The organism is Rhizobiaceae bacterium, assembly GCA_023953835.1.
Classification (GTDB): Bacteria; Pseudomonadota; Alphaproteobacteria; order Rhizobiales; family Rhizobiaceae; genus Mesorhizobium_G.
Map to the genome: position 1 here is coordinate 3032678 of JAMLJB010000001.1, position 14482 is coordinate 3047159.

13 protein-coding genes are annotated in these 14482 nt (G+C 61.7%); 4 read left to right on the forward strand and 9 right to left on the reverse strand.

The annotated features are described in order from the left end of the window. Positions 1-15: 15 nt before the first annotated feature. Both M9924_14245 and M9924_14250 read left to right on the forward strand, forming a co-directional pair. Positions 16-1389, forward strand: a complete 1374-nt coding sequence (locus M9924_14245) for an aspartate aminotransferase family protein (protein MCO5065557.1) — start codon at positions 16-18, stop codon at positions 1387-1389. A 65-nt stretch (positions 1390-1454) separates the two neighbouring features. Beyond that, positions 1455-1775, forward strand: a complete 321-nt coding sequence (locus M9924_14250) for a hypothetical protein (protein MCO5065558.1) — start codon at positions 1455-1457, stop codon at positions 1773-1775. 409 nt (positions 1776-2184) lie between these two features. Here M9924_14250 and mmsB read toward each other — a convergent pair whose 3' ends face one another. Further along, the gene (gene mmsB, locus M9924_14255) at positions 2185-3069 is read right to left on the reverse strand and encodes a 3-hydroxyisobutyrate dehydrogenase (protein MCO5065559.1); all 885 of its coding nucleotides are present in this window, start codon (positions 3067-3069) and stop codon (positions 2185-2187) included. Between the two features lie 26 nt (positions 3070-3095). After that, the gene (locus M9924_14260; GenBank protein ID MCO5065560.1) at positions 3096-4262 is read right to left on the reverse strand and encodes an isobutyryl-CoA dehydrogenase; all 1167 of its coding nucleotides are present in this window, start codon (positions 4260-4262) and stop codon (positions 3096-3098) included. A gap of 167 nt (positions 4263-4429) precedes the next feature. Between M9924_14260 and M9924_14265 the strand changes: the two genes are divergently transcribed. After that, positions 4430-5899: a cobyric acid synthase gene (locus M9924_14265; GenBank protein MCO5065561.1), complete on the forward strand. Its 1470-nt coding sequence runs from the start codon at positions 4430-4432 to the stop codon at positions 5897-5899. A 13-nt stretch (positions 5900-5912) separates the two neighbouring features. Here M9924_14265 and M9924_14270 read toward each other — a convergent pair whose 3' ends face one another. After that, positions 5913-6698 (reverse strand): TSUP family transporter, encoded by a 786-nt coding sequence (locus M9924_14270; GenBank protein ID MCO5065562.1) that lies wholly within the window; start codon positions 6696-6698, stop codon positions 5913-5915. Between the two features lie 103 nt (positions 6699-6801). On the opposite strand from M9924_14270, the gene M9924_14275 reads away from it, so the two are divergent. Beyond that, complete coding sequence (locus M9924_14275; GenBank protein MCO5065563.1) at positions 6802-7230, forward strand: TerB family tellurite resistance protein; 429 nt, start codon at positions 6802-6804, stop codon at positions 7228-7230. A 99-nt stretch (positions 7231-7329) separates the two neighbouring features. Here M9924_14275 and M9924_14280 read toward each other — a convergent pair whose 3' ends face one another. The 6 genes from M9924_14280 to M9924_14305 all read right to left on the reverse strand — a co-directional run bounded on the left by M9924_14280 (position 7330) and on the right by M9924_14305 (position 14370). Next, a complete protein-coding gene (locus tag M9924_14280) occupies positions 7330-7818 on the reverse strand; it encodes a DUF924 family protein (protein ID MCO5065564.1) in 489 nt (162 codons plus the stop codon). 213 nt (positions 7819-8031) lie between these two features. Then, positions 8032-9699, reverse strand: coding sequence for a dipeptide ABC transporter ATP-binding protein (locus M9924_14285; GenBank protein ID MCO5065565.1), 1668 nt, complete (start codon positions 9697-9699; stop codon positions 8032-8034). After that, positions 9696-10553: an ABC transporter permease gene (locus M9924_14290; protein MCO5065566.1), complete on the reverse strand. Its 858-nt coding sequence runs from the start codon at positions 10551-10553 to the stop codon at positions 9696-9698. Before M9924_14290 ends, M9924_14285 begins: the two co-directional genes overlap by 4 nt. Further along, positions 10550-11497 (reverse strand): ABC transporter permease, encoded by a 948-nt coding sequence (locus M9924_14295; GenBank protein ID MCO5065567.1) that lies wholly within the window; start codon positions 11495-11497, stop codon positions 10550-10552. Before M9924_14295 ends, M9924_14290 begins: the two co-directional genes overlap by 4 nt. 31 nt (positions 11498-11528) lie before the next feature. After that, positions 11529-13010: an ABC transporter substrate-binding protein gene (locus M9924_14300; protein MCO5065568.1), complete on the reverse strand. Its 1482-nt coding sequence runs from the start codon at positions 13008-13010 to the stop codon at positions 11529-11531. An 82-nt stretch (positions 13011-13092) separates the two neighbouring features. Continuing rightward, entirely contained in the window at positions 13093-14370 is a 1278-nt protein-coding gene (locus tag M9924_14305; protein MCO5065569.1) for an acetylornithine deacetylase/succinyl-diaminopimelate desuccinylase family protein, read from the reverse strand. Between the last annotated feature and the right edge of the window lie 112 nt (positions 14371-14482).

A 14482-nucleotide genomic window follows, 5' to 3' on the forward strand; every position in this document is an offset into this window, starting at 1 on the left:
AATGAGGATAAACCCATGACATACCGGAATTATTCGCTGAAGCAGCTTCAGCAGATCGACGCCGCGCACCATTTGCATCCGTTCACCGATCATCAGGAGCTGCGCGGCGCAGGCACGCGCGTGATTACGCATGCCAAGGGGCCGTTCATCTATGACAGCGAGGGCGATGAAATCCTCGACGGCATGGCGGGTCTGTGGTGTGTAAATGTCGGCTATGGGCGCTACGAACTGGCGGATGTCGCGTCGGAACAGATGAAGGAACTGCCGTACTACAATTCCTTCTTCAAATGCACGGTACCGGCAGCTGCACTGCTGGCCGAGAAGATCGCGGCACTCGCCCCGAAAGGCCTGAACCAGGTGTTTTTCGGGTCGTCCGGCTCGGAGTCCAACGACACCGCGCTCAGGATGGTGCGTCACTATTGGGCGCTGCAGGGCAGGCCGGAAAAGAACCGCATCATATCGCGGAAAAACGCCTATCACGGCTCCACGGTGGCGGGCACTTCGCTGGGCGGCATGGAAGGCATGCACAGCCAGCTTGGCGGCGCGGTGCCGAACATCGTCCACGTCATGATGCCCTATGCGTTCGAACTGGCGCTGCCCGGCGAGAGCGACCATGATTTCGGCCTGCGCGCCGCAAAGGCGGTGGAGGATGCAATCCTTGAGGCGGGCGCGGAAAACGTCGCGGCCTTCATCGGCGAGCCGATCATGGGGGCGGGGGGCGTGAAAATTCCGCCCGCCAGCTATTGGCCGGAAGTGCAGCGCATCTGCCGCAAACACGATGTGCTGCTGATGCTGGATGAGGTCATCACCGGCTACGGGCGTACCGGAAACTGGTTTGCCGCAGAGACCTTCGGCATCGAGCCGGACACGATCACCACCGCCAAGGCGCTGACTTCCGGTTATCTGCCGCTGTCGGCATTGCTGGTGGGCGACAGGATTGCTTCGACGCTGGTCGAAAAAGGCGGCGAATTCTATCATGGCTACACCTATTCGGGCCATCCCGTGTGCTGCGCCGTGGGTCTTCGCAATCTGGAGATCATCGAGCGCGAGGGGTTGGTCGAGCGCGTGCGCGAGGACACCGGCCCCTATTTCGCGGCGGCGCTGCGCGAGCGCATTGCGCCGCATCCGCTTGTCGGGGAAACGCGCTCGGTCGGGCTGATGGGCGCGATCGAGATCGTGTCCGACAAGGCCACGCGGCAGCGCTTCCAGCCCGAAGGGAGCGCTGCGGTGGTCGTGCGCGACCACGCGATTGCAAACGGCATGATGCTCAGGGCGACGGGCGACTCGATGATCCTGTCGCCGCCGCTGATCTGGACGCGCGAGACGATCGATCTTGCCTGCGCACGCATTGTGAAGGCATTGGACCTTGCGCAAGCCGACCTAAAGTGAACATGCTACCGACGTGAATATCGTGATGGACTCATAGAATGGTAAAGCGCAGGAGAAACCGGACTGTGACAGGTGCGGACCTGATGTTCGCGCCCATGGTTGCGATGATGCGCCTGCCGCTTCTTTCGGCGGAAGCCCGCAATCCTTCCGCGCTTCCAACCGAGACGATTCGCGCCGGAGCCGAAAAGGTCGCCGCCGTGGTGGAAGGCGTTGCCGCGGCGCAAATGGCCTATGCGGGCGCGATGATGTCTTTCTGGCCGGAAGTGATGACGGGTAAAAAGCCCGCGCTGCTCAGCAAATCGCTGGCCGAAAAGGCGCTGACGGCTGCACTGAAGCCCGCAAGCGTCAGGGTCAAAGCGAACTACAGGCGGCTTTCGCGGTCCTGACATCGGCTTCTCACGGTCTGTTTCAATCGTTTGAGGCAAAGTGAATGCGACGCCGATTGTGCGAATCGCGACGCGGGCGTATCTATCATCGCAGGATGTCGGGCGGGCTGCTGGGGCATCCAAAAAAAGCCTAGTTCATCGACCGGTGGACAGGCTTTTTTCTTTTTGCGCATTAAAATGCAAAAACCGCGCCCAGAGAGCGCGGTCTTGCCAAGGATACGCATGGCCGACGCAAACAAACACGCGTGAAGCTTTTGGCTCCGGTACGCGAGACCTGATCCGGAGCGCCGGGCGGATGCGAAGCCGCCTTGACCATCCTTCTAAGGCAACATCGTTACCGCGTGGTTAGTAAGTGCTTAAGCAAAGCTTAATTGCGTGGAATTGCTCGATTTTTCTCTCCAGGCCGTTTTCAGCCCGCTTCGCCGCGCAGGAAGCGGATGATGCCTGAAAAATCCGTGCCGCCGTGGCCGAGCGCGTTGAACAGCGCGTAAAGCTGGGTCGCTTCCGCGCCGAGCGGCGTGACCGCGCCGGAAGACTGGGCCGCCTCCTGTGCCAGCTTCAGGTCCTTCAACATCAGCGCCGCCGCAAAACCGGGCTGGTAGTCTCGATTGGCCGGGGAGGTGGGGACAGGGCCGGGGACAGGGCAATAGGTGTCGAGCGACCAGCAGCGGCCCGAGGAGGTCGATGCTACGTCGAACAGGGCCTGATGCGACAGGCCGAGCTTTTCGGCCAGCACGAAAGCTTCTCCGACCCCGATCATGGAAATGCCGAGGATCATGTTGTTGCAGATCTTCGCGGCCTGTCCCGCGCCGGCATCGCCGCAGTGGACGATGCGCCCTGCCATCGGCTTGAGGATGGGTTCGGCTTTCGCGAAAGCATCCTTCGCCCCGCCTGCCATGAAGGTCAGTGTGCCCGCAGCCGCACCGCCCGTGCCGCCGGAAACGGGCGCGTCGACGCTCATATGCCCCGCCTTGGCGGCAATGGCGTGCGCGCGGCGCGCGGAATCGACATCGATGGTCGAGGAATCGATGAACAACGCTCCCTTTCGCGCTTTGTCCGCAAGGTCCTCATAGACGGAGACGACATGCTTGCCTGCCGGCAGCATTGTGATGACGATTTCGGCGTCCTTCACTGTTGCCCCCGCATTCGCCATCACGGTGACGCCGTTTTCGCCTGCGACCTTGAGATTGTCCGGCAGGAGATCGAACCCGAGCACGGTGTGACCGGCCTTGACCAGATTTGCGGCCATCGGATTGCCCATATTGCCGAGGCCGATAAATGCGATTGTGGTCATGGTCGAAGTCCTCCCGAATGTCTTTCTCAACGCCCGATCAGGTGACGGGCAATAATCACACGCATGATTTCATTCGTGCCTTCGAGAATCTGGTGGACGCGCAGATCGCGCACCAGTTTCTCGATGCCGTAGTCGTGCAGATAGCCATAGCCGCCCAGAAGTTGCAGTGCGTCGTTGGCGATTTTGAAGCCGGTATCGGTGACGAACCGCTTCGCCATCGCCGACCATTTCGAGGAGTCGGGCGCTTTGCGGTCGAGCTTTGCCGCAGCGGTGTAGAGGAAGATACGCGCGGCCTGAAGTTCGGTTTCCATATCAGCCAGTCGGAATTGCAGTGCCTGGAACTGGTTGATGGTCTGGCCGAACGCCTTGCGCTCTGCCGTATAGGCGAGCGCCTTGTCCAACGCCGCCTGCGCGCCGCCCAGTGAACAGGCGGCGATGTTGAGCCGGCCCCCGTCGAGACCGGCCATGGCGATGCCGAAGCCCGCGCCTTCTTCGGAAAGCCGGTTCTGCTCCGGCACTTCGCAATCCTGAAAGTTCACGGTGCGCGTGGACTGCATGTTCCAGCCCATCTTGTGCTCGTTCGCCCCGAAGGTGAGGCCGGGCGTTCCCTTCTCGACCACCAGTGTGGAAATGCCTTTCGGCCCATCCTGCCCGGTGCGCACCATCGAGATATAGAGGTCGCTGTCGCCTGCTCCCGAGATAAACTGCTTCGCCCCGTTCAGCACATAGCCCGCTTCGCTTTTCACCGCGCGCGTCTTCAGCGCCGCCGCATCGGAGCCGGAGCCCGGCTCGGTCAGGCAATAGCTTCCCAGCAATTCCATGGAACAAAGGCCCGGCAGGTAGCGCTGGCGCTGCTCCTCATTGCCGAACCTGTCAATCATCGAGGCGGTCATGTTGTGGATCGAGATGAAGGACGAGAAACCGGGGCAGGCCTGCGCGAGCGCTTCAAAAATCAGCACCGCATCGAGGCGGCCGAGCGCGGAGCCGCCGACATCCTCGCGCACATAAATGCCGCCGAAGCCAAGCGGCCCGGTCTCCCGGATTACATCGTCGGGAAAATGTCTTGCCTTGTCCCATTCCAGCGCATTGGGCGCGACACGGTCGGCAGCAAATGCCTGCGCCATTTCCCGTATTGCGCGCTGGTCCTCGGTCAGTTCGAATTGTTGCGCATGGGTATCGACGGCGGCGTCCATCGTTTCCTCCCAGATGATATTGACTGTCGCTTCAGGCAATCTAGACCATTGATATCATCAGGCAATCCAAACCGCCGCACGAGGGCTGTGCAAATTTTGACTAACGACGATATTTCGCGTGCATCGCTTCGATTGCGCGGCGATGCCCGGACAGTGGATCGCTGACCGTGGCGCGCGCGATCATGCTTCAGGGCACCGGCTCGGATGTCGGCAAGAGCGTGCTCGTGGCCGGTCTGTGCCGGCTGGCGCGCCGCCGGGGCCTGTCCGTGCGGCCCTTCAAGCCGCAGAACATGTCAAACAACGCAGCGGTCGCGGCGATTCCCGGCGAAGCGGGGGCAGGGGAGATCGGTCGGGCACAATGGTTGCAGGCGCTTGCGTGCGGGGTCGAACCGACGGTCCACATGAATCCCGTCCTCCTCAAGCCGCAGAGCGATACGGGTTCGCAGATCATCGTGCAGGGAAAGGTTCATGGAACCGCCCGCGCGCGCGACTATCAGGTGTTGAAAGCCGAGTTGATGGCGGCTGTCATGGATTCCTGGGGGCGGCTGAAAAGCGAGGCGGACCTCATCATCGTGGAGGGCGCGGGCTCGCCCGCCGAGATCAATCTGCGCGCCCGCGACATTGCGAATATGGGGTTTGCGACCCGGGCGGACGTTCCTGTGGTGCTTGTCGGTGACATTCATCGTGGCGGGGTTATCGCTTCCATCGCCGGAACGCATCTCATCCTGTCAGACGAAGACCGCGCCATGATCTGTGGCTATATCATCAACAAGTTTCGTGGCGATGCGAGCCTGTTCGACGAGGGCATCGCCGCCATCGGCTCGTTCACGGGCTGGCCGTGCTTCGGTGTCGTGCCCTGGCTTGCCGCCGCCTCCCGCCTTCCGGCGGAGGACTCTGTCGCGCTGGACAGGATGAAGGCCACGGGCCAAGGCAAGCTGCTTGTCGTGGTTCCGATGCTTGGGCGGCTCTCGAATTTCGACGATTTCGACCCGCTGTCGGCGGAAGAGGAAATCGACCTCCTGTTCGTGCCGCCCGGCCAGCCAATACCGGCAGCCGCGCGGCTGGTGATCCTGCCGGGATCGAAATCGACGATTGCAGACCTTGCGGCTTTTCGCGCGAACGGATGGGACGCCGATCTGAAGGCACACCGGGCGCGGGGCGGATCGGTCATCGGCATTTGCGGCGGCTACCAGATGCTCGGGCGGCGCGTGCTCGACCCCGCGGGCATCGAAGGAAACACGCGCGAGGCTGAGGGCCTCGGACTGCTGGACGTTGAAACGGTGATGGAGCCGGAAAAAACCGTCCGCAATTCCGTGGCGCGCTCCTGCATGTTTGACGAGCCTCTGTCGGGCTATGAGATTCACCTTGGTCGCACCACCGGCCCCGACTGCGCGCGCCCGGCGATCACCATTGGCGATGTCGCGGATGGCGCGGTCTCCGCAGATGGAAAGGTGTTCGGATGCTACCTCCATGGGTTGTTCGAAGCATCCGGCTTCCGTCGCAAATATTTCGCCACGCTCGGGATCGAGGCCGGAGGGACGGACCACCGCGAAGCGGTGGAAAGCGCGCTCGATGAAATCGCGTCGCAACTGGAGGCGCACCTCGATTGCGATGCCCTCTTCGGCTGCGCGCGTTAGACTAAGAAACGCTCTAAATTCCCAGCAAGACGCGCAGCGGATTTGCCGGATCGATCAGCAGGCGCACGGCAAGCGCGACACAGGCCGTGACCAGCATCGGCTTGATCAGCCGGGAGCCGACGCGCATGGCAACCGTCGCACCGAGGCGTGCGCCGAGAAATTGCGCCGCGCCCATCACCAGGCCAACTTTCCAGGCGATTGCTCCCGCATAGACGAAGACGGCAAAGCTGCCGATGTTCGATGCGAAGTTCAGCAGCTTGGTATGGGCAGTGGCTTTCAGCAGGCCGAAGCCCATGAGGCTGACGAAGCACAGCATGAAGAAGGAACCGGTTCCGGGGCCGAAAATCCCGTCATAAAAGCCGATTGCCGGAACGATGGTCGCTCCGAACAGCGCGGGCGAAATGCGGCGATGGCGGTCGACATCGCCCATGTTGGGCTTGAACGCAAAATAGAGCGCAATCGCAATGAGCAGGATCGGGAGGAAAGCCTGCATCCAGTCTCCGGGTATCCGCGTGGCGAGAAATGCCCCGGCTGCCGCGCCAACTGCGGAAAGCGCGGCGAATGGCAGTTGTGCGCGCAGGTCCACATGCCCCTTCGATGCATAGGCAAGTGTTGCAGAACCCGATCCCCAGAGCGATTGCCATTTGTTGGTGCCGAGCGCTTCGACCGGCGACAATCCGGCAAGAAGCAGCGCCGGAACGCTGATAAGGCCGCCGCCGCCGGCTATGGAGTCGATGAAACCGGCCACGAATGCTGCAATGCCGAGCAGAAGCGCGGTTTCGGTCGCTATCTCGAACATCTGGAATGCACCCCCGAAAAGACGCGTGCATGCAGCATGCCATTTGCGTTTGCGCAAGGGCCAAATCGCGCTACGTATCGGTCAGGATTCGGGAGAACGGCAGATGGCGCTCAAATTTCTGGAGCAGGTGAAATCGATATTCGAAGGCGATCCGGGCGTCCGCAAGGTCGCCGACGATCCGGTGCTCACCGCCGAGCTGCTTCTGCTCGTCCGGATGATCCTCGCTGACGGCGAGGCAACGGACCAAGAAATGGCCACGCTGCGGAGGATTTGCCGCGACTCCTTCAACATTCCCGAAGAAAGCATGGACGGCGTTATCCAGTATCTCAACGACTTCGGCTACGAGACAAATGGCGCGCAAGCCATCGACATGTTTCGCGAACTCGACCTGGAGCGCCGCAAAAGCCTTGCCCGTCACATGGCGGAGATCGCGAAATCGGACGAACGGCTCGACGAGGGCGAACTCAAGCTCATGAAACGCGCTTTGGACCTTCTCAAGCTGCAACCCGCCGATCTGGCTTCCGCGGGATAGGTCAGACTTGATCGGGAGCTTCTTGCAGGTACGCAACCTCCTCTTGCGTGCTTGGACGCCCCAGCATTTCGTTGCGGTGTGGAAAGCGCCCGAAACGGCTTATGATCTCCATGTGATCCCGCGCTCGGGTCGACCACGGCTGTCCCAGTTGTTCGGTGAACGCCACCGATTCTGCTGGTCCGAAAGTTCTTCCGAATGGGCGAAGGGAAGGAAGAAAAAGAGCTTCATCCTCTCATCCACACGATCGGCGTGACCGGCCTTGAGGGCAATCCGCGCGAATGAAACAGCCAGTTCATCCGCATAGTACATATTTCCAGTGCCTCTAAACGCATTGCGAGGGTATTGATCGGTCATGAGGATCAGTGCGAGCGCGCCATGGGCGTCGGCGAGCCAATTGTTGTGTCGGCCCTCCAGTACTTCGCTGTGCAACTGGGCAAACTCATCTTTGAAAAAACTATCGAATGCTGAATTTTTCGAGAACCAATAGCGCGATGATTGACGCCAGAACATCAAGATGTTTTCTGCGCCGTTTGGAGGCAAACCAAAGGCTGACCGCATGCCAGATGCGGTAGAGAAAAATTGTCCCACCTGCACACCCTCAATTGTGTTATGACCGAACAGGACTTCAAGAGGCGGATCGTCTACTCGCGCAGCAGGGCCGCCGGGAATTTTTTGACCATTTGGTCTAATAATATATAGGCGACTTGGCCGGACCAGTGCGACAGTTTGTCCATTCGCTGCGATGATCCGTTCGTAAAATACCTTATTATATATTAGTAATGGAAATTCCAGAGGTTTGGATCAACCTTGTTCCGCGATACGTTTTGAGACGGCTCTTCGCAGGTCCGGCGCGGCGAAGACCAGCTCTTTTGCCGCTTGCGACTGTGGGTTGCGGAGCACAATCTCCGTGGGTCCCGTTTCGGCGATCCGACCATCCTGCATCACGATGACGGAATCGGTCACCGCGCGGGCGACGGACAGATCGTGCGTGATGAGCAGGAAGGCTATCCCGAGGCGTTCGTTCAAGGACGAAATAAGATCAAGGATTTGAGCCCGGATAGAGACATCCAGCGCCGATACGGGTTCGTCTGCGACGATCAGCTTCGGGCGGATGATCAACGCCCTCGCAATCGACAGTCTCTGGCGCTGTCCGCCCGAAAATTCATGTGGAAATCTGGTGAGATAGGTAGCCGGCAAACCGACCTCCTTCAATGCTTCGGCGACCCGTTCCGAGCGCTCTTCACGGGTGATTTTTTCATTCACCAGATGCAAGGGTTCGCCCACCAATTGCGCGACATTCTGACGCGGATCGAAGGAGCCGTAGGGGTCCTGAAAGACCACTTGCGCATTCTTTCGGAATGCCCTTAGCTGCGCCTCCTTTTTGCCCGTGATCTCCTCGCCTTCGAACTCGATCGTGCCTGCCGTCGGCGTATCGAGCGCGAGGATCATTCTCGCTAGGGTTGATTTCCCGCAGCCGGATTTTCCGACCAGCGCCACCGATTGGCCGGGTTGTATAGAGAACGACACATTGTCCACAGCTCTTGTCGGTTTTGCGCGCGAGAACAGCCCCGTTCGGTGGCCGGGATAGTCTCGCGTGACTCCCGTCAGCTTTAGCAGGTCGATGGTCCCCCTCGGCGCGGCGGCTGTGATTCGGTCGCGAGCGGTACTTTCGACGCGGATCGCGGGCCGCTTGCGGCTAAGGGGAACGTGGGTCGAAGCCAGTTCGAGGTCGCGCGTGTAGGGGTGTTGGGGTCCGGAGAGTACGCGCGCGGTCTCTCCTGCCTCCACGACTTCGCCGCTGCGAAGGATCGTGATCGTGTCCGCCATCTCCGCGACGACTGCGAGGTCGTGCGAGATCAACAGCAGCCCCATGCGGTTTTCCTGTACGAGGCTTCGCAGCAGATCGAGTATCTGCGACTGGAGAACGACGTCCAGCGCGGTGGTCGGCTCGTCCGCGATCAGCAGTCGCGGCCTGAGCGCCGTGGCGATCGCGATGACCACGCGCTGCCGCTGCCCGCCGGATAGCTGGTGCGGGTAGCGCGTCAGCGGAAAGCGCGCTTCCGGCAGACCCACACGGTCGAGCACATGGCGGGCGCGCTCCTCCGCTTCGGCGCGCGACACTCCGTTGTGGAAGCGGATGCCTTCGGCCACCTGCTCGCCGATGGTTTTGAGCGGGTTGAGCGCGGTCATGGGTTCCTGGAACACCATGCCGATATCGTCGCCGCGCAGTGCGCACATCCGGTCTTCCGTGGCGGTCAGCAAGTTCGTTCCGTCGAACCGCACTTCGCCCGATGCCCGCGCGCCTTGCGGCAGAAGCTGCATCACGGCCAGCGCCGTCATCGACTTGCCGGAGCCGCTTTCGCCCACCAGCGCACGCACCTCACCACGCCCGATGGTGAGGTCGACGTTGCGCAGGATCGGCGTTCCGCCGATGTCGACGCGCAGCCCTTCGATTTCGAGCAGGCTCACCGTTGTTGCCTCAATTTGGGATCGAGCGTGTCGGACAGGCCGTCACCCAGCAGGTTCAGGCCGAGCACCGTCAGCACGATGGCCAGCCCCGGAAACAGCGCCATATGCGGGGCAAAGCTGATCATTGTCTGTGCATCGAACAGCATGCGTCCCCAGCTTGGCATGGGCGGCTGCGCGCCCAGCCCGACATAGGAAAGGCTGGCTTCGGCGAGAATGCCGAGCGCGAACTGGATCGTTCCCTGCACGAGCAGCAGGTTCGCGATGTTGGGCAATATGTGCTCGAGCGTGATGAGCACTTTGCCTTTTCCGGCGGCTCGCGCGGCGAGGATGAACTCGCGCGGCCACAGGCTGATGGCGCCTGCGCGCGCCACACGCGCGAACACCGGAATGTTGAAAATGCCGATGGCGATGATGGCGTTGACCGCGCCGGGGCCGAAGATCGCGGTAATCATGATTGCCGACAGCAGCGCGGGAAAGGCAAAGACCACGTCGTTGAAGCGCATGAGCGCCTCGTCCAGCCAGCCGCCGCGCGCGGCGGCCCAGCAGCCGAGCGGCACGCCGACACCGACGCCAATGCCCACGGCGACAAGCGCGACCGCGATGGAATTGCGCGCGCCGACCATGATCATCGACAAGATGTCGCGCCCGAAATGGTCGGTGCCGAACCAGTGAGCGGGCGATGGCGGCTGGAGCTTGTCCGCCACAACCAGCCGCGTCACGTCATAGGGTGTCCAGACGAATGAAACGGCGGCGGCGGCAACGACCAGCGCGGTGATTGCGAAGCCGATGGCGAAGGAACGGTTGGCAAAGGCGCGGCGCACGAGGCTTTCGGCGGGCGGGGCAGGGGCGCTCACTGCACATGCCTCAGGCGCGGGTCGACGGCTGCGTAGGAAAGATCGACGATGAGATTCACCGAGATCACCGTCGCGACCAGCAGCATGACGACGCTTTCCACGACAATCAGATCGCGCTGCGTGATAGCCTGAAAGACAAGCCGCCCCAAACCGGGAAGGAAAAAGACATTCTCGATGATGATTGTTCCGGCAAGCAGGAAGGAGAATTGCAGGCCGAGGATCGTGAGCACGGGAATGAGCGCGTTGCGCAAGGCGTGCCGCCACAGCACCGTGCGCCGGGGCATGCCCTTGGCGCGGGCGGTGCGGATATAGTCCTCGCCGAGCACGTCGAGCAGGGCCGAGCGTGTCACTCGGGCAAGAATTGCCGCCTGTGGCAGGGCAAGCGCGATGGCGGGCAGGATGAGCGCCCTGAGCGCGGGCCACACGCCCGCCGACCAGCCGGGAAAACCGCCCGCCGGAAGCATGCGCAGCGAGATTGCGAAAACATAGACCAGCAGCAGCGCGAACCAGAAGTTCGGCACCGCGACGCCGAGCTGGCTGGCTCCCATCGCAATGGTGTCCGCTGCCTTGCCGCGCCGTGAAGCGGCATAAAGGCCGACCGGAACAGCGATTGCCGTCGACAGGAACAGCGCCATCAAGGCAAGCGGCAGGGAGACCACCACGCGCTCCGCGACCAGTTGCGCGACAGGCACGGAATAGGTGTAGGAGCGGCCGAGGTCGCCGGACAGGAAGCCGCCCAGCCATGACAGGTAGCGCACCGGGAGCGGCTGGTTCAGCCCCATCTGCTCGCGCAGCGCCGCCACGGCGTCCTCCGTGGCATTCATGCCAAGCATCATGCGCGCCGGATCGCCCGGCACCACCTCCAGCATGGCAAAGATCACGATGGAGGCGAGGAGAAGCGTGATCGCCCCGACACCGAGACGCTTGAGCAGGAACGGCATCATCGCATCCGGTCCCCGCGTCGCGCTGCCGATCCTATTCGGTCCAATGGACCTTTGTCAGGTCGTTCGCCTGAATGGGCGCGTTGACCCACAGGCCCTCCAGCTTCGCGTCCCACACATTCATGCGGGCAAGCTCGAACAGGAAGCCGACAACCGCGTCATCCGACAGGATCTTCTGCGCCTGCCCATAAAGTTCCTTGCGCTTCGCCTCGTCGCTGGTGGCGTTCAGCTCTTCGATCACCTTGTCGAAGGCGGGATTGTCGTAGCCGAAATAATAGTCCTTGCGCGAATAGATATCGATGTCGTTCGGCTCGGTGTGCGACACGATGGTCAGGTCGAAATTCTTGTCCTTGAAGACCTGCTGGAGCCAGTCCGCCCATTCGACCGGAACGATTTCGCATTCGATGCCGATCTCGCGCAGTTGCGCAGCGATGATCTCGCCGCCGCGCCGCGCATATTGCGGAGGCGGCAGTTTCAGCGTCACCTTGATGCCGTCCTCCAGCCCGGCTTCCTTCATCAGTTCCTTTGCCTTGGCCACATCATGCGGGTATGCGCCTGTCAGGTCGACATAGGCGGGGTTGTGCGGAGCGAAATGCGAGCCGATGGGCGTGCCGAGCCCGAACATCGCGCCGTCGATCACCGCCTGGCGGTCGATGGCGTAGGCGATGGCCTGCCGCACCTTGATGTTGTTGAAGGGCGGCTTCTTGTTGTTGATCGACAGGATCGTCTCGCCCTCGGTCGTTCCGATCGTCACCTTGAAGCGCGGATCGGCTTCCAGTTGCGCGCGCGCCTCGGGCGCGGGAAAGAAGGGGAAGGCCTGCACGTCGCCGGACAGCACGGCGGCGGTTGCCGCCGCCGGATCGGGGATGACGCGGAATTCAGCCTTTTCGAGCGCGACCGGGGCGCCCCAATAGTCGGGATTCCTGACGATGGTGATGGTCGATCCGCGCGCCCAGTTGTCGAACTTGAAGGGGCCTGTACCGATCGGCTTTTCCTTATTGGTTTCAGCGCTTTCGGGGGCAACGATCACGGCATCTCCCCAGCCCATATTATAGAGGAACGCGCCTTGTGGCTGCTTGAGCGTCACCTTGACCGTCGCGGGGTCGATGACGTCGACGCTTTCGATCGCGGCGAACAGGCCCTTCTGAGCATTGGTGGAGTTATCGGCGCGGGCGCGGTCGAGCGAGAATTTCACATCCTGCGCATCGAAGGCCGTGCCGTCATGGAATTTGACGCCGGTGTGCAGTTTGAACGTATATTCCTTGCCGTCGGGCGAGATGGTCCAGCTTTCCGCAAGTGCTGGCTGCACGGAGCCTGTTTCGTCGATCCGGGTCAGACCCTCGAAGACATTGGCATAGACGATCTCGTCGATTGCGGCCGCCGCGCCCGCAGTGGGGTCGAGATGCGGCGGTTCGAGCACCACGCCGAGCACCAGATCGGTCCGCGCTGCCATGGCCGAAACTGCCATGGCGACAAGCAGGGTTCCCGCTGCAACCAGTGTCTTGAAAGCCTTCATCTGATCCTCTCTCAAAGCCGAAGCCAGCGCGGATACAAAACCGAATCGCCCTTCGAGTAAATGCGCCGATCTCCCGTTCTGGTCAGTAGAAACCTTTTCGCAAGAGTATATCCAGCCCGGCGGCCATGACCTTGGCCGATTGCACCATGTCCTGAATGCCCACCCATTCGTCGGGGCGGTGGGCGAGGTCCAGTATGCCGGGGCCATAGGCGATGCAGTCGAACGTGTTGCCGATGCGCGCCACATGCTTCTGGTCATAGGTGCCGGGCGAAATCACATAGGCCGGTTCGCGCTCGAAAATTTCACGGATCGCCTGCGAAACCGCTTTCACCACGGGGGCGTCGCGTTCGGTCATGATGGGGTGCACCTCCATCACGTCGTTGATCTCGTAGTCGAATTTTGGCCGGTCGCGTTTCAGCCGCTCAAGGATGGAAACCACCTCATGCTTTACATCTTCGATGCTCTCTTCAAGCAGGAAGCGCCGGTCGATGGTCAGCCGGCAACGGTCGGGAACGTTGGGTGAGGGCAGGCCCGGGCGGAAGTCGTCCGTCTGGCCGCCATGGACCGCGTTAATGTTCATGGTGGAGCGGCGCGCTCCTTCCGGTACCACGGGCATCTGCGTGCGCTTGGCGTCGAGCGCGGGGAAAAGCTCTTTCTCGAATGCATCGATCAGCGCGCCCATGTGGCGCACCGCGCAGTCTCCCAGAAACGGCATCGAGCCGTGCGCGATCTCGCCTTTGGTTTCGATTTCCGCCCACCACCCACCCCGGTGGCCGAGGCAGATGCGGTCCTTGTTGAGCGGTTCGGGAATGATGACATGGTCCACGCGCGGCTTTGAGAAATAGCCGAGCCTGGCGAGATGCGCGACGCCGCCGAAGCCGCCGGACTCCTCATCCGCCGTACCGGAAATCTCGATCGCGCCGGGAAAATCGGGAAACTGCTCAATGAACGATTCAGCGGCGACGATGGAAGCGGCGAGGCCACCCTTCATGTCGCATGCGCCCCGCCCGTAGACGCGTCCGTCGCGGATGATCCCGGCGAACGGATCGACGCTCCATCCGTCTCCTGCCTCCACCACATCGATGTGCGAGTTGAAATGCACGGTTGGACCCGCGGAGCGGCCTTCATGGCGGGCAACCACATTTGTGCGCGGAAAGCGGTCGCTGTCGCCGGGCGCTCCCACGGCGCGCACATACTCCACCGTGAACCCGTGGCCGCGAAGCCGCTTGCCGATGAACTCGGCGCAGGGGGTGTATCCCTCGCCCGGCGGGTTGACTGTCGGGAAACGGATCAGATCGGCGGTGAGTTCAGCGATCTCATCGGCTTTGGATTCGATGCCTGCGGCAAGTGCTTCGTCCATGACGCCTATTCAGCCGACAATGCCTGCGGCTGGCAAGATGTGGGCGCCATCACGTCGAGTTGTTCGGCATCGTTCTTATACGCTTTTGAATTTGTTTAGGATTTTGCTCTTG